This is a genomic window from Paenibacillus sp. 4624, assembly GCF_050435065.1.
GTDB lineage: Bacteria > Bacillota > Bacilli > Paenibacillales > Paenibacillaceae > Paenibacillus > Paenibacillus amylolyticus_D.
Genome location: NZ_JBNDJR010000003.1, coordinates 88,759 through 114,846, shown reverse-complemented (window position 1 = coordinate 114,846; position 26,088 = coordinate 88,759). Strand labels below are relative to the sequence as shown.

17 protein-coding genes are annotated in these 26,088 nt (G+C 46.0%); 1 reads left to right on the top strand and 16 read right to left on the bottom strand.

Going from position 1 to position 26,088, the window contains the following annotated elements:
• Nucleotides 1-4 precede the first annotated feature (4 nt).
• From ABIE27_RS08240 to leuC, 12 genes are all read right to left on the bottom strand, one after another.
• On the bottom strand, nucleotides 5-1,666 hold the full coding sequence (locus ABIE27_RS08240; protein ID WP_429350299.1) for an AraC family transcriptional regulator: 1,662 nt from the start codon (nucleotides 1,664-1,666) through the stop codon (nucleotides 5-7).
• 248 nt (nucleotides 1,667-1,914) lie between these two features.
• The gene (locus ABIE27_RS08235) at nucleotides 1,915-3,765 is read right to left on the bottom strand and encodes an ABC transporter ATP-binding protein (RefSeq protein WP_123066079.1); all 1,851 of its coding nucleotides are present in this window, start codon (nucleotides 3,763-3,765) and stop codon (nucleotides 1,915-1,917) included.
• Nucleotides 3,762-5,534, bottom strand: a complete 1,773-nt coding sequence (locus tag ABIE27_RS08230; protein ID WP_429350298.1) for an ABC transporter ATP-binding protein — start codon at nucleotides 5,532-5,534, stop codon at nucleotides 3,762-3,764. Before ABIE27_RS08230 ends, ABIE27_RS08235 begins: the two co-directional genes overlap by 4 nt.
• Before the next feature lie 389 nt (nucleotides 5,535-5,923).
• Nucleotides 5,924-9,595 (bottom strand): dynamin family protein, encoded by a 3,672-nt coding sequence (locus ABIE27_RS08225; protein WP_429350297.1) that lies wholly within the window; start codon nucleotides 9,593-9,595, stop codon nucleotides 5,924-5,926.
• Nucleotides 9,596-10,037: 442 nt separating this feature from the next.
• A complete protein-coding gene (locus ABIE27_RS08220) occupies nucleotides 10,038-10,310 on the bottom strand; it encodes an NAD/NADP transhydrogenase alpha subunit (RefSeq protein ID WP_090917088.1) in 273 nt (90 codons plus the stop codon).
• 20 nt (nucleotides 10,311-10,330) lie between these two features.
• A complete protein-coding gene (nth, locus tag ABIE27_RS08215; protein WP_123066077.1) occupies nucleotides 10,331-11,029 on the bottom strand; it encodes an endonuclease III in 699 nt (232 codons plus the stop codon).
• Nucleotides 11,030-11,191: 162 nt separating this feature from the next.
• Nucleotides 11,192-13,930, bottom strand: a complete 2,739-nt coding sequence (locus ABIE27_RS08210) for an S-layer homology domain-containing protein (protein WP_429350296.1) — start codon at nucleotides 13,928-13,930, stop codon at nucleotides 11,192-11,194.
• 71 nt (nucleotides 13,931-14,001) lie between these two features.
• On the bottom strand, nucleotides 14,002-14,697 hold the full coding sequence (locus ABIE27_RS08205; RefSeq protein ID WP_429350295.1) for a GerMN domain-containing protein: 696 nt from the start codon (nucleotides 14,695-14,697) through the stop codon (nucleotides 14,002-14,004).
• Between the two features lie 34 nt (nucleotides 14,698-14,731).
• A complete protein-coding gene (locus tag ABIE27_RS08200; RefSeq protein ID WP_429350294.1) occupies nucleotides 14,732-16,141 on the bottom strand; it encodes an N-acetylmuramoyl-L-alanine amidase in 1,410 nt (469 codons plus the stop codon).
• 259 nt (nucleotides 16,142-16,400) lie between these two features.
• Entirely contained in the window at nucleotides 16,401-17,807 is a 1,407-nt protein-coding gene (locus tag ABIE27_RS08195) for an N-acetylmuramoyl-L-alanine amidase (RefSeq protein WP_429350293.1), read from the bottom strand.
• 304 nt (nucleotides 17,808-18,111) lie between these two features.
• Entirely contained in the window at nucleotides 18,112-18,714 is a 603-nt protein-coding gene (gene leuD, locus ABIE27_RS08190; RefSeq protein WP_123066072.1) for a 3-isopropylmalate dehydratase small subunit, read from the bottom strand.
• A 31-nt stretch (nucleotides 18,715-18,745) separates the two neighbouring features.
• Nucleotides 18,746-20,167 (bottom strand): 3-isopropylmalate dehydratase large subunit, encoded by a 1,422-nt coding sequence (leuC, locus tag ABIE27_RS08185; protein ID WP_123066071.1) that lies wholly within the window; start codon nucleotides 20,165-20,167, stop codon nucleotides 18,746-18,748.
• Between the two features lie 370 nt (nucleotides 20,168-20,537).
• On the opposite strand from leuC, the gene ABIE27_RS08180 reads away from it, so the two are divergent.
• Nucleotides 20,538-21,458: a LysR family transcriptional regulator gene (locus ABIE27_RS08180; protein ID WP_123066070.1), complete on the top strand. Its 921-nt coding sequence runs from the start codon at nucleotides 20,538-20,540 to the stop codon at nucleotides 21,456-21,458.
• A gap of 384 nt (nucleotides 21,459-21,842) precedes the next feature.
• Here the strand turns inward: ABIE27_RS08180 and ABIE27_RS08175 are convergent, their stop codons facing one another.
• The 4 genes from ABIE27_RS08175 to ABIE27_RS08160 form a co-directional block, all read right to left on the bottom strand.
• The gene (locus tag ABIE27_RS08175; protein ID WP_123066069.1) at nucleotides 21,843-22,025 is read right to left on the bottom strand and encodes a hypothetical protein; all 183 of its coding nucleotides are present in this window, start codon (nucleotides 22,023-22,025) and stop codon (nucleotides 21,843-21,845) included.
• Between the two features lie 89 nt (nucleotides 22,026-22,114).
• Nucleotides 22,115-22,933 (bottom strand): carbon-nitrogen family hydrolase, encoded by an 819-nt coding sequence (locus tag ABIE27_RS08170; protein ID WP_123066068.1) that lies wholly within the window; start codon nucleotides 22,931-22,933, stop codon nucleotides 22,115-22,117.
• Nucleotides 22,934-23,001: 68 nt separating this feature from the next.
• The gene (locus ABIE27_RS08165; RefSeq protein ID WP_429350292.1) at nucleotides 23,002-24,627 is read right to left on the bottom strand and encodes an ABC transporter substrate-binding protein; all 1,626 of its coding nucleotides are present in this window, start codon (nucleotides 24,625-24,627) and stop codon (nucleotides 23,002-23,004) included.
• A gap of 253 nt (nucleotides 24,628-24,880) precedes the next feature.
• The gene (locus ABIE27_RS08160; RefSeq protein WP_429350291.1) at nucleotides 24,881-25,921 is read right to left on the bottom strand and encodes an ABC transporter substrate-binding protein; all 1,041 of its coding nucleotides are present in this window, start codon (nucleotides 25,919-25,921) and stop codon (nucleotides 24,881-24,883) included.
• Between the last annotated feature and the right edge of the window lie 167 nt (nucleotides 25,922-26,088).

Below are 26,088 nucleotides of genomic sequence, written 5' to 3'. Positions count from 1 at the left end.
TATATTATGGACGATGTCGCCACAGCTTTAATACTTCATCCAGCATCAATTCATGGGTAAAGGCCGTATAATCCAGCAGAACACTTGGGATCAACGTATCAATGCCGTCATTTTGCGCCGCCTTTGTCTCCATCCATACCTCTGACTGTTGAATTTTTGCCCACGTCTGTCTTGATTCGTCATCTTCACTCACAATAAGCAATGCCCTATCTATGGTTAACTTCGCTAGATCACTGATATTGAAATGAGGCTTATGCCAAATATTCTCCATCCCCTCTGGCGCCATCAGCTGCATATCGTTATAGAACACCGAAGCGATGGTTTGGGGACTCATGACCTGTATTTCTGGGCCATGTACACGAAGCACGATTAGCCTGTCTTGACGCACCTGCTTCGATAACTGTGATCTGATCACGGCAGCCTTTTGTTCATATCTTTCGAGCCACACCTCAGCCGCCTCAAACCGATTCATAAATTGAGCTACCGTTCTCAGATGGTCCCGCCAATCCCCTTCCGATTGCGTTAACACACAAACAGGTGCAATTGAACTTAAATGTTGCATCATGCTCTCAGACATTTCTTCCCGAACAGCGACAATATAATCAGGACGAATCTCTTCTAATTGCTGCAAACAGCCACCCTCATCATCGACCAAAGGTATGACTTTATCTGTTTCATATTTTCGTCTGTAATAGGCTGTCCAAGGATGACTCGCTTGAGCAGCGGCAGGAATAATCTGGAGAGCCAGTAATGTTCCAATGCCAAGCGAGTGAACCGTTGCAATACGCTGCTTGCTATTTTGTATAAAAGCTGCTGGCGGGAGACCTGTGATTTGCTTGAATTTTCGGCGAAAGTACATCTCGTCCTGAAACCCTACACAAGATGCAATTTCCTTTAGCCTTGGACTATGATCATTCCTCATCATGATCTGAGCCTGCTTGATCCGGTATATTGCCAAATAATCCATTGCGCTACAACCATACATTTTCTTAAACAACCGCATGAAATGACGAGAACTCATCCGTGCAACTTCAGCCAAATCCTCTATCGTTATTTTCTTCATATAGTTCTGTTCGATATGATGTCTAACCTGTTCAATTGGCAATGCGGGTTGGTAGGACTGTACATGAACCATATCATTAAACAGCCTATGCAGCAGCTCCTGAAAACGAATCTGACCCAAATAATGCTGCAGCCCGTTTCCCTCACGAATCAGTTGCTCGATTTCCTGACATAACAAACTCATAGCGACTGGTGAGCTGCATGGGACCGCACGACCATTCATCTGCGTACACATTTGCTTCATCATGTCCAAAGCGGATTCCAAGTTTGAGTTTGACTGTTCGTCGCAAAAAACGTTGAATCTGATCTGATAGAGTCCAGCTTCTTCTCTCCCCCGAAGCTCTGCTTCAATCAGTTGTCCCGGCAGGCCTAGATATATTGATCCGCTTCTGAGTTCAATAAACTGACCGTCCACAGTAAGCCATCCTTCACCATTCGTAATGAACAGTAACAGATAACGATCCAGAAAGTGTTTTCCGAGACGCCAGGTTGATTCTGATTTACTAGTAACTGCTGACTCCAATTCAATTAACTTGAAATGCAGCAGATGCAGCTGATCAAAAGATGTATATAGATTAGCCTCATCGGTAGCTTTCATCTGCATATTTTTCCTCCAGAACTCTCTATTGTGCTTCATTTAATCATTTAAAATATAACATAATTTCGCTATTCATTTTCGGACAACAAATTCATCTTGAAAATAGATTTATCTGTGAATGCCCCACAATTCGCATAAAAAAACACTTCAGCACTTTGCCTCAGTGCTTGCTTTCATCAGGACCGTCTGATGAAAAGTCACCAAGAACAAAATAAGCTGAAGTGTCTGTAAATCTAAGTTACTCGTTATGATTGTTACAAAAACCGATACTGTGCTTCAATCAGACCATTGTAGACTCCTTGTTTCTGGATAAGCTGTTCATGGTTGCCCTCTTCCTTAATCTCCCCATGATCCAGTACAATAATGTGATCTGCATTACGAATGGTGGAAAGACGGTGAGCCACCATAAAGGACGTTCGCCCCTGTAACAGTACTTTGAGAGCTTCCTGAATTTTCAACTCCGTTTCCGTATCAATGCTGGCTGTAGCTTCATCCAGAATCAAGATGCGCGGATCAGCGAGCAATGCCCGGGCAAAAGATAACAATTGCCGTTGTCCCATCGACAACACATTACCTCTCTCTTCCACTTCGGTATCATATCCACCCGGAAGCTTCATGATGAACTCGTGCGCGTTAACGGCTTTCGCCGCTTCTTCCACTTCTTCGTTCGTTGCATCCAACCGTCCAAAACGGATATTATCCCGGATGGTGCCCGAGAAAATAAATGTATCCTGCAGCACAATGCTGATCTGACTGCGCAAGCTTTCCACCGTAACATCACGTACGTCATGTCCATCAATGGTCAGGCGCCCTCCCGTGATGTCATAGAAACGGCTGATCAGATTGATAATGGTGCTTTTACCGGAGCCTGTATGACCGACAAGCGCAATCGATTGCCCGGCCGCCGCCGAGAAGCTGATGCCTTTCAGCGCCTGTCTTCCTTTTTCGTACTCAAATACGACATTATCAAATACGATATCCCCTTTAATAGAAGGAAGCGGCTTTGCACCAGGTTTATCAGCGATATTCGGCTTCTCATCCATGAACTCAAAGATCCGCTCAGAGGATGCCATTGCAACCAGCAACTGATTGTACATCTGTCCCAGACGGTTAATCGGGTCCCAGAAGTTACCGACATAGTTAGCGAAAGCGACGAGCAAACCTACGGTTAACATTTCATTTTGAATGAGATGTGCGCCGTACCAGAACAGAATTAACGTCCCGAAACCACCTGTAATCTCAATTAGAGGACCAAATCCCTGGTTCATCGCTGATGCTTTGTCCCAGGACTTTTTGCTGGACATATTCATGTTGTCGAAGTATTTCATATTTTCTTTTTCTTGAGTGTACGCCTGCGTAACCCGGATTCCTTGAATGGATTCATTCAAGTGAGAGTTAATCCGAGAGTTCTTCATACGCACGTCCTGCCACGCGCGGCGAATCAACACCCGCAATTTCGTAGATATAATGAACATAATCGGCACCGTAATGATTACAGCAAGACCTAGTTTCCAGTTAATTAGCAGGAGAATGACGATGATACCAAGCAGCTGCACGCAGTCGATCATCACGTTGACCGCACCATTCGTGAACAGATCCTGTAAAGAGTTGATATCATTCGTTACACGTACAAGCACAGAACCTGCCGGTCTTTTGTCAAAAAAGTTAAACGACAGCTTCTGAATATGTTTGAACAAGTCTGAGCGAAGATCGTAAATCACCCGCTGCCCAATAATATTCGTCAGTTTAATTCGATACGTGTTAGCTGCCCACTGGATGAGATACAATAACAAGATTGAACCTGCAATAATGTACAGCAGTGTCATGCTAGGTACTCCGCTCTGTGGTGCGATAGCTCTATCGATTGCAAGACTGATTAGAAAAGGTACGGCTAATTTCGTAATCGTTCCGAGAATCATCATCAGAATCACAAACGGCAGGAGTTGCCTCGCATAAGGCTTCATGTAAGCAAACAATCGTCCAAATTCTTGCCAGTTAAACGGTTTTTCAATGACTTCATCGTCCTGATAGACAAATCGTTCATTCATTTTTTTATTCGAGGGTTCCTTAACCTCTCGCCTATCTGTTATCGTTTCGGCACTCATGAGTTCACCTGCTCCCCAGCCTCCCGCTTTCCGCGGGCAATGTAGTCTGCATATTGAATGTTATAGACATCCTGGTACGGTCCAGGCACTTGAATAAGCTCCGTATGTTTGCCCCGCTGTACCACGCGTCCTTCGTCCAACACCAGAATCTCATCTGCATGTCGCAGCGAAGAGATCCGGTGGGCAATGATAAATGTCGTTCTACCGCGCATAACCTCCTGGAATCCGGACTGAATCTCATGTTCGGTTTCCATATCCACGGCACTTGTGGCATCATCAAGCACAAGAATTTTCGGATTTTTTAGCAAAGCTCGCGCAATAGCGATGCGCTGCTTTTGTCCTCCAGAAAGTCCCATACCGCGTTCACCAACGACCGTATCATATCCTTCGGGAAACTCCATGATAAATTCATGAGCCTTGGCCAGCTTGGCGGCGCGGATAATCTCTTCCATCGTCACATTTTTCAAGCCGTACGAGATGTTGTTACGTATGCTGGAGGAAAACAGGAATGTCTCCTGGAACACGGAAGCAATCTGACTCCGCAAGCTGCGAATGCCCATATCTTTAATATTCCTGCCATCGAGCTTGATCGAACCGGAGTTAACGTTATAGGCACGCATCAGAAGCTGGATAATCGTTGATTTCCCTGAACCTGTTCCTCCCAGGAAACCGATTACAGAACCAGGCGGAGCATCAAAATTAATATCGGTTACAGCAGGCATTTTGTTACCATAAGCAAATGTTACCGATTCAAAAGTCACATGACCTTTCACCTGATCTGTCTCCACAATAACTGGGTCTTCGGTCTCTTGCACATCCACAGGGGTGTTCAGCAACTCAAGCACCCGTTCACCTGAAGCTTTGGACTGAGTATAGTTGTTAATATGGAAGCCGAGGCCCCACATCGGACCAATTATGTACCAGATCAAACTGAAGAAGGCAACAAGTTGACCCAAGGTCAGCGTTTGCTGAATAACCATTCTTCCACCAATCACAAGCAGCAGTACAACACTCACCGAAGCCAGAATCTCCATAATGGGAAAATAGCGGCTCCACAACGTAGCAGCATGAATCTGATTCGTTTTGTAGCGTTCATTTCGTGTGGAGAACTTCTCCACTTCATAAGGCTCACGTGCAAACGATTTAACCGTTCGTACACCTGTAATGTTTTCTTGCACCGCTGTAGTCAGCGAGCTTAAAGCCAATCGCATTTCCTGAAATGCGGGATGAATTCTGGATTCGAATCGCAGCGCAACGAAGGCAAGCAGAGGAATGCAGACGAGTGTCAACAGCGTTAACTTCCAGCTCATCGTCATCATCATAATTGCGCCGAATACGACCATTAGAACCATGTTAAGAATCTGGGCGAAACCAAATCCGATAAAGTTACGGATGGCCTCCAAATCTCCCGTGAGGCGGGACATCAGATCACCTGTTTTGGCCGTATCATAATAACGGAAGGATAAAAATTGAAGTTTTTCATAACAGGCATTACGTAGCCGGTACGCCAAATAATTACCTAGACGTCCGCCAAAGAAACCGTGTAAAAATTGCATGCCTGCTTTCAAAATAACAACACCTAACACCGTCAGGGCAAGCATGGGAACGTCTTCAAAATTGCGCGGCACAATAACGTCATCGATCAAAATTCGAAGCAGGTTCGGATAGACTAATCCAAGTGCGGTCGCTAAGGCGAGAAACAAGATCGATACCAATAAATACGTTCGTTTCTCCCAAAAATAGGTTTGCAGTTGCCTGAGAACATCCATGTGTCTCCTCCTCTAATGTTGCTTGAAATGATATGAACATTTATGAAGTTTATCACCGTCCCTCATTCGCGGCAAAGCGAATAATAGACCATATTCAGGCGACTTTCAGCTTATTATCGCATTAACGGATGCCAATAGCCGACTTTCAATCAAATGTTTGAATATTCTCTTTATTTCAGGTTGTTCATACCAAAAAAAGGCTCCCTATATACCTTTTGTGGCGGGAGCCTTTCTGACGTTTTTTTGAAATATTTTCAATGGATTGTGGAAGAAATCAATTATTTTACAAACGTTTCCAAAATATTTGCAAATGTGATCAACCAGCCTTGTGACAGTATAGCGCATCCCTTGTCAGAAGTTTCACACGGTGATGCTATTACTATGACCATCTATTCCTGTAATTGTTCAAGCTGTTTGGACAAAGCCACCCATTGCTCAGCCTGGATTCCGCTTGCAAGGGAATCTTGTATACCCGTAACGGCTTCTTCCAGCCTTTCGGTGAGCTGACGAGAGTGATGCTGTACAGATTGATGAACCTGTGTATCATAAAATTGCACCAGCTTTTGTTCTGAGGCCGGAAGCACTTCAATCATCATCTGTTTGAGCACTGGTTCCAGTGCCTCCTGAAGGCGCTGACGTCCATCTCCTTCAAAAAACTGTTTGGGATTCCGGAAGTAACTCCAGTAGTTTTTCCAGCCCGACGGTTCTTCAAGCCGGATTTCCTCCAGCACAGGTGTACTCCACTTTTCCTCCAGGGTCAGGGACAAGTCAATGCCGCCTGTCAACTGTTTCACTTCATTAATACATTCAGTTACTTGCTTGCCAACCCAGGCATGACCTGTCTGTTCCAATCGCAGTGTTGTCGCGAGTAATTCCTGCTCAAGCTCAATGCCGATCATACGCAACAGTTCCCGACCGCAAGCCGCGAAAGCCGTTTTCAAGTTGCCCTGATCTTCACGTAATACGGAAGGATGGAACGCCTCTGCCATAAACTGACCTAAGCGGAAGGCTAAACGCTGTCTGACATGGAAAAGCAATTCATTCGTTTCCTGCGACAGTTCATCCTTCATTGATCGCTGTGCCAATCGCTCAATCCGCTGGCGTGACTGCTCTGAGATCGTGCCCAGTTCATCTCGCCGCTGACGCAGTGTTTCTTCCCCCTGCGCCGCATCCTCTGCGCGTTGCTTCAACCGCTGAACGACACGTGTCATCTCTTCCGAGGCTCCGCCCACTGCCAGATCAGCCAGTTCCTTGCCTGCAAATTGATTAAACTCTTCTTCGAAACGGATAAAGCCCGATTGCTGCAATCGATCATCGTTCCCATCCATTTTACCTTCCATCGCAAGCATGCTGGATACCGGGAAAAGACGTGGGGAACGGATCCCGTTTTTCCGCAGTTCTGTACCCACATGATCGAGTACCTGTTCCAATTCTTCTTCCGAGGAAGACAGATCACTCGCATTGACGACAAAGAACATCTGATCCATCGCGGAGCTGTCTTTCACTCGCCCAAGTTGACTCAGGAACTGCCGGTCTCCCTGGGAGAAGGCGTGATTATAATAGGTGACAAAAATTAAGGCATCGGCATTTTTCATATAATTAAACGTTACGCCTGTATGTCGGGCATTAACTGAATCTGCTCCAGGCGTATCCACGAGCACTATGCCCTGTTCAGTCACGTCGCAGCTGTAATATAGATCAATAGAATCTACAAAACAAGATTTCTTCTCATTGGCTACAAAATGGCGATATCCATTCAAGTCCACCAGCACATCTTGCCCAAGCTGATCGGCTGTTTCCTCCCAGCCAGCTGCAGCGGCCTGTAAGAAGCTATAATGCGGACGCCCTGCTGGATGTACATCCGAAGGCGTGAGTGACTTCACCCGCTTTTGCCATTCCGTACCCGGCTCTCCAAGACCAAGCAGACGGAAGGAGTAAGCAAGGTCTTCCTGGAAGGCTTCCCGGGTCTTCATGCGGACCCGGGCTGTACCATGCTCCATGCCGCCGGCGGGAGCCATAATACGGTTGATCGCCGCTGTCGTTGGATGCGGCGATACCGGGAGGACTGCTTCGCCCAGCAATGCGTTGGCGAAGGAGGATTTGCCCGCGCTGAACGCACCGAACAGCGCGAGTGTGAACGTGCCGCCCGCAAGCGAAGCCGCGCGTGCACGCAAATCCCGTACCGCCGACCCCATGGCGGGGTACGGCTCCACCAGCGCAGCAGCGGCTTCCAGCCGTGCCGCTGCTGCGTCCAGGCGCCGGCGGCGTTCCGCGCCAGCCGTCGCCGGTGCGCCCTGCGCCGCTGCTCTGCGCGGCGGCGCAGGGGCCTCCGTCTGTGGCTGCGCCGCCACAGACGCGGACATGCCCGCCTGCGAACCGGGAGCTTCGCCCGGTTCAGGCGCGGGCACGTGCGGGCCCTTCACCTCCGGCAATAGCCCGGAGGGGAGGGGGCCCGCAGGAGGCAGCAGGCTGCGCAGCCCTGCTGCCTCTTCGGCGGCGGCGCGCTGGAGCGCCGTGTAGCGCGCCGCCGCCGCGGATTGCGCCAGCAGCGCTGCGCGGCTGGCGTCCAGCGCCTGGAGCGCGGCTTCGCCCTGCGCAACCAGCGCTTCCAGGATGCGGTCGGCCAGCAGCATGGCCGACTTACGGTACCGGGTCTCAATCTCGCCCCGGACATCTTTGCTGAATTGCAGCACATACTCAGGAGACAGCTCTGCACTCGCACTTCGTTTTAGTTTAAGCAATTCTTCATTAATTGCAGGCAACTCTGTGTTAAGCGCCTGCTCCCACGCGGCATCCCAGACCTGATTAGCTTCCCCCAGCTGTCTGAGCATCGTCCGAATATGAACCTCCACTTGGCTGGAGGTCTGATCCTGAAGCAGTCTCACCAGTTCCGAAGCCCGGCGCTGTTTCTCCTGTTCCGTTTTGCCTCCTGAAAAGAGCAGACCTACCCGGAATCCCGGCTTGCGGCTCTCCAAATAATAGCCAGCCGAAGTGCGGATATCCGCCGGGGTAAGGTTTGCGTTAGCAAGCAAAGAATCCACCTCTGCCCTGAATTTTTCACGGACTTGCGAAGGCTTGGCTCGAAGCTCTGCAGCTTGTTCATCCAGTAGGGCAAGTTCACGATCCAAACGTTCAATACCTTCTTGTCCTCCTACTTCTTCAAGGAGTGCAGTTTCCTCATCTTCTCTCTTTCCTGCTTCCCGTCTCAGATGTTGCTCCGTGATATGTCTGGCTGAACTGGCTAAACTGTGAGAAATCAGCTCTTCTTTCTTGGTCATCAGCTCTGTAATCAGTTCCGGTAGTTGACTCCACTGATTATATCGATGCTGCTGGTCACGCAAAGAAGTGAATAACAGCCCGTCATAACGGACTTCCCATGCAGCAAAAATCGCCTCTACCCCATCCACATATTGATCAAAAGAAAGCTCCCGCTCCCGATGTTTGTCAATCTGATTCACAATCAGAAACAGCGGCTTGCCCCAATCAGACAAACTTTTGGCAAAAGAAAGATTCGTTTCCGACTGAACATGATTATAGTCCATCACATAGAACACGACATCGGCCAGATGCAGAGCCGAATGCGTGGCCAGACTATGGCCGCGATCTGTGGAATCCACACCTGGCGTATCCAGCAGGACGGCGTCATCTTGCAACAACGGAATGTTATCCCATACTTCAATAGAGCTGTATGCCCCACCATTTTTACAATAGGCCTCCAGTTCCTCGGGTGAAACCTCCAGCGTTCCTGCTTTATTGTCAGCGCTTACGTTAGGTGACGTATAAATACGCGCTCTCGGTTTGCCATTGCGGATCGCGACGACATTCGCACTGGTTGGCACAGGACTAGATGGCAGTACTCGCTTGCCACACAAGCTGTTGATCAAACTCGACTTGCCTGCCGAGAAATGCCCACAGAACGCAATCGTCAGATGTTTCGTTTCTGCCTTGCTAATTAAATCTGTTAATGCTTCTACAGCGGTATGGTCCCCTGACTGCTTCATTGCTTCACGCAGCGGTAACAAAGGTGTGGCCATTTCTGCTGGATAATCTGTTCTGGACATGACTGGCCTTCCTCCTGGCTCCTCTAATTTGACATCTGTTTCGATGTCAATCTCTGATTTTATCTCCATATAGTTTAACATTATCATCTTTGAATTTGAACGATTTCACTCGAATCTGCATGTAGATGGATTCCAGATCAATATAAGTTCAAATCGAGATGATTTGCCTCGTGATCATGTCAAAACCGCCTTTGAATCAACTCATTATTCTGATCTCTACGTTCCCGTGTCCATTATCCGTTAAGTCAAATCCACTATGTATCTATAAAAAAATAAAACCGAACATGTCGGTTTTATTCAGGTCATGCTTTGAACTCCCGCATAATCTCGGGATATTTATCATCAAGAAGCTGGCTCAATAACATGCCAAACAGCTCACGCTTACCATCGCTTCTGCGCAATGTTCATAAAGCCAGCTTCTTGATTATGGGTTAACGAAAACTTAAGATACTGCGTTTTCCATTGTAGGCAACAGAATTTCAAACACTTGACCATGTTGCAAAATGGTAATACCACGGCCTTTGTCTCTCATTACCACAACTTCAGGCTTTGTAGACATACGCTCTAGATAATGCTCAGGCACGTCACCAGAGTGACTTACAGTAATGCCTTCAACTTCTTTTTCTTCATTCTCCGCCATTTCCTGTTCAACGATTTGTTCAAAAATATCGGAGAAGGCTTCAAAATTGTCAGTGTACACGGAAATGCATTTCATCGTTATTCATCCTTTTCTGCTTATGAATTTAATTTTCGTTTTCGGGTGGTGACACGTTCCTTATCTTTCCTGATCTGGGACGTTTTCATACGTTTTTTCCCTTCCCTGCATATGTCTAAGAGCGGACAGATATGACATTGGGGAGTTTGGGCCTTGCAATGGTAGCGTCCAAAAAATATAAACCGGTGATGAGTTATAGTCCACTCATCCCGAGGTACGCGCTTCATCAGTTTCTTCTCGACTTCAAGTACGGAGTCATCCCAACCGGCGAGTCCCAGTCTCTTCGACACACGTTCAACATGAGTATCTACCGCGATAGCCGGCACTCCAAACGCATTTGAAACGACAACATTCGCGGTTTTACGTCCGACACCCGGCAGAGTGACAAGCTGATCATGTTCCTGCGGTACATCGCCGCCATACTGCTCTATTAAAATTCGGCACATGTTCTGGATATGCTTGGCCTTGTTTCGGTACAATCCGATTCGCCGGATATCCTGCTCCAGCTCTTCCAGAGGAACCGCCAGATAATCGGCAGGGCTTTTGTACTTTTGAAACAAATCTGCAGTGACCTTGTTCACCGTTTCGTCTGTGCACTGCGCAGATAAAAGGACCGCTACCGTTAGTTCAAATGCATTGCTGTGATTTAATTCGCAATGTGCATCAGGAAACATGGCTTCCATGGTTTCGAGTATATGTCTTACCGTCGCAGCATTCATGAAGAGCTACCTCCCACAAGTCTGCTCCACACTGTAGAGCCTTACTTCAAGCTTCAGCCAAGTAGCTTGGCGGGGATCCAAAAAGCTTGCAAAAAAAACGTCTTGATGCGGGAAAGATCCCGTATCAAGACGGTCATTCTTTTGATCCTCGAAAAGAAACGATTACTGTTTTTGAATCTCCATCACGACATTGTTTAGGAGATACAATACAATATTATCATTATCTCTGAGAGATTGCACGCTTAAAGTGTTGTCACCCTGGTGAACAAATACGTTGGAGCCCAGTGCAAAACGGTAGTTCATGTCCGATGTCGTTTCGCGTTTAACCAAAATCTGGTTGCCCACTCCATCATAAGACCAGAACTGTTTGCTCATGACAGTAAACACTCTGAAACGCGTGGAATTATCTGTATCTTTAGTCATCTCCACACGATCACCAACCGTAAGGTTACTCAAAGATGTTAATGTCGAACCGGATTTCACAACTTTAACAGGGCCACTCACAGATACTTTATCGGTTGTTCCATTAAACTGTTTGAGCGTAACCGAAGTTGCATCCACTGCAGTCACCTCAGCCAGCGTACGTTTAACGACTTGAACCGCCTTTGGTGTAGCTCCTTCAAACGTTACGTTAATCAAATTGCCTGTAGTCAACTGGGAAGGTGTAATGGATTGACCGCTTTCGCCAGTCAATACCGCTTGATCCACGTAAAACTGACTTGTCAGCAGATCTGATTTCACCCGAACACGACCATTCGATTCTATAGAGACCACTTCGAATTGAGCGACTGTTTTCAATGCAATCTTCTGCGCTACATCCTGATTTGTTCCAAGGGTAATCGCAACATTGTCCCCTACCTTCAAATCAGACAGACTAGCCGTTGATTTGTTATACATTTCAACCGCTGGTGCTGTCGTATAAGGCACAGTAATCGTCTGGTTGCCAGATAACAAGCTGATTTTTCGGTTTGTTGTATCAATACCGCTAACGGTGCCTTCGTATTTGTAAATTACCTTCACAGACAATGCACGAGTTCCCACATAAGTCAGATCCAGCTTGCGTCCGTCATTCAACAAGGACTCCAGACCTGCCAGTGTCGGTTTGACTGTGTTATAGTCCATTTTTGTTTTTTCATCTAGTGTAAATACGTAAGGTTTTTTATTGGCATCCAGCACGGTGAGCACTTTGGTTTTGCTGTTATAGGATACAACTGTAGCCCCATTCAGAGGCTCCATTTGCCGGCCAATCACCTGAATGCGCGTTACCTGGTCATCACTGTTTAATGTTAATTCAACCTTGTCCCCATTGTTCGCATCTGTAATCAGGTCATTCAGCGTTGCATCTTGAATGCCATTAATGATCACTTCCGGCTTCTCGCTCAGCAATTTTGCTTCAAGTGAACCTCCATCACGTTTATACGTCAATGTGGACTGGTTGCCGCCGATCTCAACTAACGTTCCACGAATGGATTGTTCAACGCCCTGATTCAACTCAATTGTCTGCAGAACACTGTCTTTGACAGTGTATTTCACAGCGCTGCCTGCCTTCAAATCAGCCAGAGACAAAATGCGGTTTTGATAACGAATAATTAGATTATCTGTATACGTATACTGCTCTGTTGCCCCCGCAGCATTCACGAGCTTGATTGTTTTTCCAGAAGTAACTACTTCCGAAACTACACCGCTGTCACTCTTGTTAACGATACCGGATTTCACCCGGATCACCACTGTTTTTTTGTCAGCCGAGAAGGTCTCACGCTGTACTTCAATGACGCTGTCTGCTGTAATATCGGACAGTTTAATTGCTTTTCCGTTCTGATCCATGAACGCGGTGTTTTCATCGTAAGCATATGTTTCATAGTTTTCGCCTACGAAAAGGCCGATTTTGTTCCCTGACAATGCACGCGCAAATGTTCCTTCAATGCTCTCCACTTGTGGTTTGGCATCAACAACCTCCACATAGGAAGCTCCACCTGCCGAACCAACAATAAGAACTTTCGTATATAGTTTCACATCCGATGCTGATGCACGGGTTTCACTATCTTTGGTAAAGTAAGAGGTACTGCTGTTCACTGCGTAGTTAACCGCTTTGCCATCAACAACCAGCGTGATCTGCCCGTCTTTCAATCCGGTAACATAACCCGTAGAAGTATTCGGATACTTCGTATCCGTCAACGATTCACCACGGCTAAAAAATGTTGCAAGCTGTGCACGAGTTACGGAACCTGTCGGATTGAACTTGTTGTTTTCCAAACCTTTGGCCAGATCCAAACTAACAGCCAGATTTACGTACCCTTTCGCACTGTCTGAAATATTTGCGTTGTCAGCAAAACCTGTGGACTGATTATTCTGTGCCTTCGCTTCAGCATCTTTTTTCAACGAGCGGATTAACAGTTTGGTAGTCCATTCACGAGTTGCCGGCTTTTGCCCCCATGTTGTTTTGGACACATCTGCTGATGCTTCTTCCGTTTTATCCACGAGTCCCAATTGAAGTGCAAGCGCAACATATGGCTTAAAGTAGTTTCCCACTTCCATATTTGTCGGTAATGCCGCAGCCGTGCTCGTATTCAACTGCGATTCCATATTCATAAAACGAATGGCCATCGTTATCGCTTCTTGTTGCGTTACCGCGTCCCCTGGACGAAACAGGCCGTTATTGCCGAGAAGAATGCCTTGATACGCCAGCTTGTATACATGTTTCTCAGCCCAGTATCCAGCCTTGATATCACTAAACAAACCTGTTGGTGCAGCCGTGCTCTGTACTGCCGCATTTTGGCCCTGCCCCGTTTCTGTTGTGTCTGCTGCCATAGCAGCTCCACCCGCGCTAAGGGCCATCATGCCTGCAAGCACGGCTGATACTACTTTTTTAGAGTGTGATGGATGGTTATATTTAAAAGTCACCTATGATTCCCCTCTCTCATATAAAAACGACCTCAATCCGTGAGTCCACGGTAACACACTTGAAGCACAGCTTAGTTGGATCTTGTCATTGGATGTTCAAGATCCACATGTCCCATCAAGCTTTCAGTTGATTTACCATCTACAAGCAGATCAAGTGATTTTACTTCATCAAACTGGAAAAACGTTTGTTTCAACGCATCAATGGCAAATGATTCACCACCAGCACCAAGACGTGCCGTATCCGGCATGTGAATATCCAGTGTGAGTGCTCCATCCTTGAATTGAACTGATTTCAGCTCAATATCTTTGGACCACAGCGGAACGAGCTTTTCATCTTTGCTTTGCTGCAAGGAAGCAAAAGCCTCTTTATATTTGCCATCTTCCGATGCAAACGTAATTTCGGCTGATGCTTTGTGAAGTTCCAGCTCCTCCGGATCGGTATAAAACACTTCGATGGACTTCTTCTCTTTGCTATCGGATGTTGAAGGTTTGTCCGTAGAAGCTTCACCAGAAGAAGCTCCACCAGAAGACGTTGTTCCCTCCGAGCTTCCGTTCGCAGAGTTAGATGGTGTCGTGTTATCCTCGGAACCAGCAGTCGTAGGATCGGTAATTACCTGACCCTCCACCTCTGTTGCGCCGTTCCCTGTTTGTGTCTCTGATCCCGCACCTTGTGTCTGGTTTGGAGCAGCTGTCGGTTTACTACCACATCCAGCAGCTACAGCCATAACCGTTACCAGCAAAGCAGCGATCCATATTTTTTTGTTCATTCTAACTCCGCCTCCTCAGCATAAGGGTTGTCCCTTATTGAATTCCCAAATACTCCTTGATCCCAGCAACAATACCTTTGGCTACATTGTTCTGGAAATTTTCCGTGAACAATACAGATTCATCACTCTTGTTGCTAAGGAATCCTCCCTCTAACAGCACCGCGGGCATCGTTGTTTCACGCGTGACATGGAGGCTGGCCATTTTTACGCCCCGGTCTTTCAAACCGGAAGATTTCACGAGATACTTGTGCATAATATTAGCCAATTCCTTGCTGACCGAACGGGAATAATAAGTTTCTACCCCCGTTGCCGCGACAGGGCCGCTGTTCGCATGAATAGAGATGAAGATATCCGCATTTATTTTTTGTGCAACCTTCACACGTTCTTTCAATGCGAGAAATGTATCATCGCTACGTGTTAATACCACATCAATCTTTGGCTCTTTTTTCAGAAGTGCCTCCACTTTCAAAGCCATCGCAAGATTGAAATCTTTTTCTCTTTTGCCTGTAACACCAATCGCTCCAGGATCTTGATCTCCATGCCCTGCATCAATGACAACAATCTTCTTGCCATCCCCTCCAACTGGCGGAGCAGGTGTGCCACTTTGATTATTCAGATCAACGATGAGTAGTCCTGAATCATTCTGTACACTGTATCCTTTGGCGCCCGTCAGATCAATCACAAACCTAATGGTAGAAGGACTGTTGCTATATAAGGAATAACGAATTTGAGACACGTCCGGATAACCGCTAACAACAAGCTGACCATTTTGATTGCTGTCCAATGCCTGACCTTGGCTGAACGAATCAGCAAATGCGGTGTTCGGCAAGTCAATTACAATTCGATCCGGTCCGGTCATTGTGAAGACATTTGGCTTTGTGCTTCCACTTGTAGCCACCATAAAACGGTTGTCACTGAAACTGATACCGTTTACCTGTACAAGGCCTTCTTGATCCGATCCTCCACCAGCGTTACCAGAGTTCGGAGGAGTGGTTGTCCCGTTTCCGGAACCTGCATTCTGGGTAACTAATGTTACCGTCTTCGTGGTGTTGTTCCAACCCACCTTAAGACCCATTTGCTCTCCGATGAAACGGAGTGGTACTAAGGTCGTACCATTTTTCACGAGGGGCGGGGCATCCAGGTCTACGTTACTGCCGTTCACTGTTGCCGTCTTCTGTCCAACAATCATCTGCATGGCAGTGTTGTCTTTGCTAATCGTCACCGTTTGCGACTGTTGTTTCCAATCGACGGAATATCCCAAACTTTCGGAAACCGTACGAATCGGCACCATCACCTTACCATTGATGTTATCCGCTCTCGCATCCGAAGGCTGCACGATCTCATTCCCGTCTAGGATAATTTTCGTGTCTGCTGCTGCATGACTATAGCCCGGGAAAACGAACCCAAAGACAAATAACAGTACCAAAAAACCGAACTTCTTCATCCTTCACCCCTACCAATCTCATATTTTTTTACCGCATGTTGTAGGCTTGCAACTTTCACTGCACACGTGGGCATTACCAGACACCTATTAGACGCCTCCCAATCTCAAAAGTTGCGAATATATTCCAACATAACAGAAAAAAAACGTTGTCAGATCAAGCTTTTTTTACATTTTAATGTCTGATTTTTTCCTAATTTATCAAATATGCATCTTGAAACAACGGACTTCCCTAATCTGCATATTTACGAAAAACGCTATTTTACAATCTCAAATAATCTAAAATTCCGTCGACAATCGCCTGAGCACACTGATCCTGATATGACTCTGTAAGCATTAGAGCCTCATCCGTTGGATTGCTCAAAAACCCTAATTCAAGGAGCACAGCCGGCATCGATGTTTCTCGGGTCACATGAAGACTCGCCACTTTCACGCCTCGATCTTTAAGTCCTGTAACAGGCAATACGTGCTTGTGAAGGGTCTCCGCTAAACTCTTGCTCTCTTTTCGTGTATACAACGTTTCAATCCCGTTTGGAACTGGAGTTGTGAATTTGTTTCCATGAATGGAAATAAAAAGATTCGCCTGGTTCAGCTTGGCTATATCTACACGTTGTTGCAAGGAAAGCTCCGTATCATCCTGACGAGTAATCACGGTCTGAATGTTGGCATGCTGTTCCAGAAGTGCCTTCACTTTAATTCCTACAGCTAAATTAAAATCTTTTTCGTAAGCACCTGTTACACTGACCGCGCCAGACTGACGTCCACCATGTCCAGGGTCAATAACAATCACTGTTTTTCCGTTATTATCTGGTAAGGCTGGCTGACTACCCGAAGTTCCATTCGTAGATGAGATGTCAACGAGTAGTACGTTATTCTCTCCAAGTGACCAGTTTGCTGTTGCACTTTGAGTCAGATCCAAAACCACTCGCACCGTTGACGGCGACTGGCTGAACATAGCAAATCGGACTTTAGAAACAAGAAATGAATCGGTGGCTTCGATTTGCCCACTTCCATCAGGATTCGAAGCCTGTCCCTGTACAAATGTCTGTGAAATGGTTGTATTCGGTAGATCTACAATAATTCGCTCAGGTCCGCTGATACTGGACACTTTGGGGATGATGTTGCCATTCGTAGCTATGATCAAACGATCTCCACTGTAACTAATACTTTGCAGTTCCGTCAGACCAACCGGGACTGGAGTCACTACCGGATCGCTGTCAGGCTCCGTGTCTACTACAGGTGGAATACTGAACAGACTAACCGTTTTAGTACCATTGTCCCAGCCAACCTGTAGTCCCATGCCCTCACCTACAAAACGCAATGGAACTAGTGTTGTACCCTGTTTAATCAAGGGAGGTGCATCTAGATTGACGACATTTCCATTAATCGTAGCTGCATCTTTTCCTGCCGTCATTTCGATGGAGCTATTGCCTCGCTGAACGTGCACCGTTTGCGTTGCCTGTTCCCATTTAACGTCATAACCGAGGTTTTCGGATACAATCCGAATCGGAACCATGACCGTTTTCCCAATGTTCTCTGCTGGCGCCCCTACCTTCTGGTCAATGGTGACTCCATCAAGCACGATCGAAGGCCCACGGTCTGCATGAGCCATCACTGGAAAAAGACAAAGGAGCAGAAAAAAAATGACTGTTGCCGACCATTTCTTCATTCGTCATCCACCATTCTTATTATGTTATGAGTTCTATATAATTTGGACTAAAAATTTACACGATCCTCTTCGTCAAAGTGTAAATAAATCGTTCAAATTATATAGATTTGAGGCCTGATTCTCTGCCTTTATTACGTTATGTACCCTTCCATAATCTACTATCCAGTCTATCAGATTTTGTCTAGCGATCCGGTTACAACGTTGTCATATTTAGTCGGAAAATAACAAATCAAAAAGCCTCCGTCTGATCAAAGGAACGCGAACATTCCTTGTCCAGATGGAGGCCTGGTGTATAATCACTCTTTTAGCCAAAAAGTTTAGCTGCGTGACGCTCTTCATAAGCGGCAATCGCATCATCATGTTGAAGTGTCAGACCGATGTCATCCAGTCCTTGCAGAAGGAATTGACGACGGTGTTCATCCAGATCAAAATCGATATGCAATCCGTGTGCATCTGTAATGGTTTTGTTCTCCAGATTCACATTCATCTCATAATTTTCATGGTTTGCTGTACGCTGGAACAAGTCTTCTACCTGCTCTTCGGACAGTTTGATTGGCAAAATTCCGTTTTTGAAACAGTTGTTATAGAAGATATCCGCAAAAGATGGTGCAATGACACAGCGGAATCCATAGTCCATAATCGCCCATGGTGCATGCTCACGGGAAGAGCCGCAACCAAAGTTAGCACGAGAAATCAGAATTGATGCTCCTTCATAACGCGGTTTGTTCATCTCGAAGGAAGGATTGTTGTTTCCCTCTTCATCAAAACGCCATTCGTAGAACAAAAATTGTCCAAATCCGGTGCGTTCAATCCGCTTCAAAAATTGTTTCGGGATAATTGCGTCTGTATCAACATTGACCCGGTCTACCGGTGCCACGATGCCTTGCAGTGTTTTAAATGCTTCCATATATTCCGTTCTCCCTTCTGACGATTATCGATTAGATCGCTGCTTCTGTTTTGAAATTCCAGTCACGTACGTCTACAAAATGACCTTTAACCGCTGCCGCTGCTGCCATTGCTGGTGAAACCAGATGCGTACGTCCGCCGCGACCTTGACGTCCTTCAAAGTTACGGTTGGAAGTAGATGCACAGCGTTGTCCTGGTTGCAGTACGTCCGGATTCATCGCGAGGCACATGCTGCATCCTGCGTCACGCCATTCAAAACCGGCTTCTGTGAAAATTTTGTCCAAACCTTCTTTTTCCGCCTGAATTTTAACACGTCCAGAGCCTGGTACAACAATCGCTGTAACATTGCTGGAAACCGTGTGACCTTTGGCAACTTTCGCCGCTGCACGCAGATCCTCAATCCGTCCGTTCGTGCAGGAACCGATAAACACATAATCAACCGGAATTTCGGAGATTGGAGTCCCTGGCGTAAGACCCATATATTCAAGTGCTTTTTCAGCAGCTTTGCGTTCATTTTCAGTAGGCAGTTCTGCTGGTACAGGAACCTTCGAAGAAATGTCCGTTCCCATTCCTGGACTTGTACCCCAGGTAACTTGCGGAATCAATGTTTCTACATCGATTTCAACGACACGGTCAAACTCGGCACCTTCATCGGTCACAAGTTCTTTCCATGCTGCAACAGCTTCGTCAAACTTCGCACCTGCAGGTACGTACTCACGTCCACGCAGATATTCAAATGTTGTTTCATCCGGTGCGATCATACCCGCTCTTGCTCCACCTTCAATGGACATGTTACATACGGTCATACGCTCTTCCATGCTCAGTTCACGGATGGATTCGCCTGTATACTCGATAACATAACCTGTTGCAAAGTCTGTGCCGTACTTGGCAATGACCGCAAGGATCATGTCTTTAGCCGTAACACCCGGGTTACGTTTGCCGACAAAACGAACTTCCATCGTTTTTGCTTTTGCTTGTTGCAAACATTGTGTTGCCATAACGTGTTCCACTTCACTTGTTCCGATACCAAATGCAAGTGCGCCAAATGCCCCGTGAGTAGATGTGTGGCTGTCGCCGCATACAATCGTTTTACCTGGGTGAGTCAAGCCCAGTTCAGGACCCATAACGTGTACTACCCCTTGATCAATCGTATCCAGATCGTATAATTTCACTCCGAAATCTCGGCAGTTCTGAGACAGTGTATCAATTTGCTGTTTGGAGATCGGATCTGTAATGTTGAAACGATCCTTCGTTGGCACGTTGTGATCCATTGTTGCAAATGTCAGCTCTGGACGGCGAACTTTACGACCGCTCAGGCGAAGTCCTTCAAATGCTTGCGGGGATGTTACTTCGTGCACCAGATGCAGATCAATATACAGAATGCTTGGTTTTCCTTCTTCCTGATGAATTACGTGGTTTTCCCAAATTTTCTCAAACATCGTTTTTTTACTCATCATTTTCACCTCATCATAAGTTCGGTCCTTGGAAGAGCTTCGTGCATGTTCGTGTAAAAGTGAAGCTCTTGAATGACATAAATATATCACCCCGTCCTTCATTGTTCCAAGATATAATATCTATAGATGTAATAGGTTTAACCTATAATAAGACAAACAGCAATAAACCACTGTAGTATACAGAGGTTTCAATTGATAACAATTATCATTATCATATACAGCTTATACTACGTGCATGTCTTGGCTCTGTCAATGCTTTAATTTTCTCTTTTTGAATTCTTGTCAGGGCCATGCTTCCCTGACAAGAATAACGAACCCTTGCGCTTTAATGTTATAATAACGACATCGATGAAAGGAATGACGTATCATTATGGAATTCAGACAACTTCAATATACACTGCAGATTGCTGCTGAACGGAACTTCTCAAGAGCTGCAGAAAAATTACATATTGCCCAGCCTTCACTCAGTCAGCAACTGTCCAAACTTGAGAAGGAACTTGGCGTATTGCTTTTTCAACGGAATACCAGCACAGTTGAGCTGACACACGCGGGAGTTACTTTTGTTGAGCAGGCCCAAAAGATTGTGGATGCCATGGAGCTGCTTCGTCAGGAAATGTCGGATATCTCGCAGCTTCGCAAAGGAAAGGTTGTTGTAGGTAGCATGCCGATTACCGGTTCTCATCTGCTGCCGCATGTGCTTCCAGCCTTTCAACAAGCTTACCCCGACATCGAAGTAACTTTATTAGAAGATTCCGGAATTACACTTGAAAAATTAACAGCCAGCGGCAAGGCTGACCTCAGCCTGCTCTCTCTACCTTTGCAGGAGTCCAGCTTGTCATATGTCACGATTGGCGAGGAACGTATAGATCTGGCTGTACCGCCGAACCACCACTTGGCTCATCGGGGAGCCCCGGGCCATCTGCAACCTGTGCGGATTGATGAGCTTCGGGATGAACCTTTTGTTGTATTAAAAAAAGGACAGGGCTTCCGCAAGCTGACTTTTGACCTATGCGAACAGGCGGGTTTTGACCCGCAGGTGGTATTTGAGAGCACCAACATTGAAACACTTCAATCACTGGTGGCAACGGGTATGGGTATAACCTTGGTTCCCCGCTTTATCGCCCGTGCGCCTCGTAGTGAGTTCGTGCCTGTGTATGTTCCACTTGCTGATCCAACACCAAGTCGTACGCTTGTCGTCGCTTATCGTCAAGGGCGAGTCCTATCCAAGGCAGCCGAAGCTTTTATACAGACTTTTCAACAAACCGTTGCGGAGCTTTCCAAAACAGATTAAACCGATATCGCAACAGGTTCGTAGATTTTATGTTTTGTCTTTAACAGTCGCTAGCGTATGAGAGCATCCATAAGCTCATGCCAAAAAAGCTGTCCAGATAGTCTGATGACTACAGGACAGCTTTAATTGTTTACAGCACAACCAGAATGGCTAACCTGTAAAACATTGCAGCATCTTTTGTTACAGTACAATGTTGCTTGTTAATTCATTGAATTATGGCAATTGGACACTCATTATTCACGTATTAACTTTCATTTTACTGTTATACTGCTTAACATGTTTGTGTAACCAGATTGCATATATAATCACGGCCTTTTCCAGCATATCTCAAAATCATCATATTGCGTAACCTTCATCTACTCTGCGCAAGCAACTCTCTAAACCTTACCTTCGCAGATTGCGATCACTTGTCAGCCTGTTCTGTTGATCCATGGCACGGCTATCTTCCTGCGAATTCTCAGGGGGTGATAAGCCTCCTGTCCCATTCTCTAAGAATGCTCTTAAATGATCTACCCTTCTGTTGCCTTGTTCCAGTCTCCTGAGCGTATCTTTCACATGGTTGTCCATTGATTGATCATCCTCCTTGGTGACGGGATAGTTATTATTACCCGCCTCCTGGAGCGATAAACAGCATATGCCATTTTTTTTTGAGAAAACTATTTCCCGCTAAAATAAATGCTTGGTCTGCGATCCTCAAACACAGGAATGCGTCCGCGGACTTCATCAACCAAGGCAGGGCGGATCACTCCAGATACGAATTCTTCTCCTTCTCCACCTTCGGCGACAATCTCTCCCCACGGATCGATGATCATGGAGTGACCAAAAAATTCAGTATCTCCTCCTTTGCCGACGCGGTTACATGCAATAACATACATCTGGTTCTCGATAGCCCGAGCAGTCAATAATGTACGCCAGTGATGCAGACGCGGATGAGGCCATTCAGCAGGCACAATTAATGCACGTGCACCATTCAGAGCGAGGGTTCGAGCTAATTCTGGAAACCGAATATCATAACAGATCGATGCCCCCGCAGTCAGACCGTTGCCGAGTTCAAACATTTCAGGCTGTGCACCCGGCTCCAAATATTTTTCTTCATCCATCAGACGAAACAAATGAAGTTTATCATAACGTGATACTTCGGTACCTTCCTCATTATAGGCATACATCGTATTGTATATCTGTCCGTCACGCTTCTCCGCGATAGAACCGCCGACGATCGAAATACGATGTTTTTTCGCAAAAGCAGACAGCCATTCTCTTGACGTCTTCCCTTCCGGGTCAGCAAGTTCATGAATTTGCGGCAAAGCATATCCGGTATTCCACATTTCGGGAAGCACGGCCAGCTTTACATCCGGATATTGCTCCACTGCACGTTCGAGCAGCCTCTGCATATGTTGATGGTTAGCTTCCGGATCTCCCAGTTTAATATCCCCTTGAATCAAAACAACCCGCATTTCCCCTTGTTGATCAGTCATGACCCAACACTCCTCCGAACTGTAATACTTGATATCATAGCTTGATCCCTGGAAAATTCGCAACCGTATTAACTCAGATTACTAACTAACAGTTCAGGTAACCTCTCCAGCAACTGGTCACATATCTGTGCATCACCTGAATTCCAGGCCAGTTCTTCCAAAGGATACACACGTCCTTGTTCTACAGCCGTAAGAGCTCTCCAAGCTGGACTTCGTATCAGCTTCTCTGTCGCCTTTCGTGCATTTGGCTCCTGAGGCAACATGAGGAACAGATGATCTCCAGCATATTCTTGAACAGCATCAGCCGAAATCTCCTTGTACGCTCTGCCTGCTGCAAGAGCTTCCTGCACTTTATGAACAGGCCTAAAACCAAACGGGTGATATAATAATGGCGCAAGTCCGATATTTCCCATCACAAACAAGCGAGCTCCCCGATGGTATGTGAGTACTGAGGCTGTTTCACCTAGATCAATCAATTTGCCAAGCTTTTCCCACATCTGCAATGTACGTTCTTCATACGAACTTAGCCACCGCTCAGCTTGTTTCTTTCTCCCAAACCATTCCCCCACTCTAGTCAAACGTTCATGAAGAGACGCATGCGAGTTATAAGCTAGCGTAGGTGCAATGCGCGATAATTGCTCATACAGATACTCATCTTCGCTATCTATGATGATCAGATCCGGCTTCAAACGAATCGTCTTTTCAACATTGATCGGAGTGCCTGCATTATAACTCTCATCCTCTATGAAATGGATACCTAATACTCGCAAATCCCCTGCAGTATCCCCATAATAGATCACTCGCTCTGGATTTGCGGGAATACGTACATCGTGTCCTAACCAGTCCTGTACGAGCGTCTGCTGTTGGATAGATCTTCCATACTGGCGAGGAGATAGTCCGGTGATCTGGCGAAAACGTCTGCTAAAATAATATTCATCTTTGAATCCGACACGGCTCGCAATATCACGTAAAGGCTCATCTGTCTTGCGTAACCACTCTTTGGCATGCTGAATTCGAACATGATTGATGTAATCGAGCGGTTTCAGCCCGGTGCGTTTCTTGAACATTGTCGTGTATAGTTTAGGGCGAACACCAGCCATATTTGCAAGCTTATGTACCGTGATTTCATCTCTGTAACACTCATCAATATACTGAATAGTCCGGATTAACCCGGACTCCGAATTTGTATCAGTACCTTTTGAGGTATAACGGGTTATAATCCGTTCCATCCATCGCTGAAACCGCACGTTCAGATGACAATACTCCGCATCATTTTTATAATTCCGGGAGGCAAACAATTCGACTAACTCTCCGCTCACAGGCTCATATGTAGCATCGTTGAACTGAGCACGTTGCTGGAATAAAGGCGGTGAATACCACTTGAGATGGCCGGGCAATACCTGAAAGGCATCATATGTCATAACCGTATAAGTCAAATGGTTTGAATTTCTGTGTTCAAGCTGGTATGCTTCGCCTGGGGAAATCGGATAGATGCAGCCCGCAGTAAAAGGCCAATGCTCCTGGCCGATATACAAGTGCCCTTCGCCTTCTTCACAGATTAAAAATGCATGTTTATCACACTGCGCTTCCAGCATGATTTGATTAGATGGTTCTATTCGTTGCTCCAGATGATGCAGCCGAAACATGAATGCCGAAAAAAATAACTCATCTTGATTCACACCCAACGTTTTCATGTCAATCTATCTCCTAGCACTACTGAGAATCATTATCACTAAAAACTCTGTGAAACTTATTATAGTCTAGTACTAATCTTATATCTAGATCATTTTGCAATGAGCTCCTTAGAGATACTTAGTATCAAAAAAGCGCTCAACAAAAGTTGATCGCTTTTGGGAATCTTATTTTATTTGAACATTACAATGGAGTTCCTGAAATTTTAAGATTTCTTTTGTTGGTGATTAGATTGTGAGATTCCATTGAACTTCATCATTGAATGATCTGTTCGGGCAGCTCTTTCAACAACCATTCTCTGGACATCGCATCGCCCGAGGCTTTGACGATATCAAAATGATACACCTTACCAGCTTTAACTGCCGGCAGGTTTTTCCATACAGGACTGTCCATTAATTCCTTGCTGGACTGCTTGGCATCTTCCGTTACAGGTTCAAGGATAAATATTCGATCCCCCGCAATTTCTGTCATTTTTTCCGTTGAAATCTCGGCAAATCCCATTTCCTCATTCAACAGCTTCTGGATCTCAGGTGTTGGCTTCATCCCATCTTTTCCGTATAACAACTGAGGTAACCCGGCTCCAGCCATCACAAAAAGGCGATTTCCCGGATACATCGTAAACACCGATGCTGTCTCTCCTTCTTTTAGACCTTGTTCACGAAGCTTTTTCCACATTTCCTCTGTTGCGGTTTTATTCGCTGTAATCCAGTCCTCTGCCTCTTGCTTTTTGTTTAAGAGATCGCCTAGCGTTCTCATGCGCTCCTCTAATGTTGCAAATGAATCAAAGGTTACTGTAGGTGCGATCTTTGAGATTTGATCATATTGTGCCTCATCGCTATTCGAGAAAATAATCAGATCGGGATTCAGTCCAACTGCTTTCTCCACACTAAACGGAAATCCTACATCTTCCGCATCCGCTACCTGCTTGTCAAACACCATGCCCTCCTGCCGAAGTATGCCTACCGGGTTAACGCCCAAAGCAACCAGATCACCGGTAACCTCTCCATGATAGATCACACGTTGAGGAGTGGCAGGCACGGTCACGGTATGGCCTGTCCAATCCTTGAACTGCCTTGTCTGTCCCACGTCCCCTTCGTCGGCCGTAGTCTGTTGGTCTGTATCTGTATTTTTATTTGCCTGATTAGTCAGCTCAGTACCCTGATTTGTTGAAGTTGTTTCTGATGTTGATGCCTCGTTCCCACATGCGAGTAAAAGGACAGACAATGCCGTGACTGTCAATAAAAGGGCCGTACTTCTGAATTTCTTTTGGAATTTCTTTTGGACTTTGTTTTGCATCTCTATTTCTCCCCCTGTTTGATGTGTTCTCAAGATTCGAACTTAAATGATATTGATTATCATTATCGTAAAATATCTTAACCCATCGTTTTTCTGATCTCAATGGATAAACTTGAATTCTTCATTTCCCTTTTGTACAAAAATGTTCTTCCTTACTCCCATCTCCC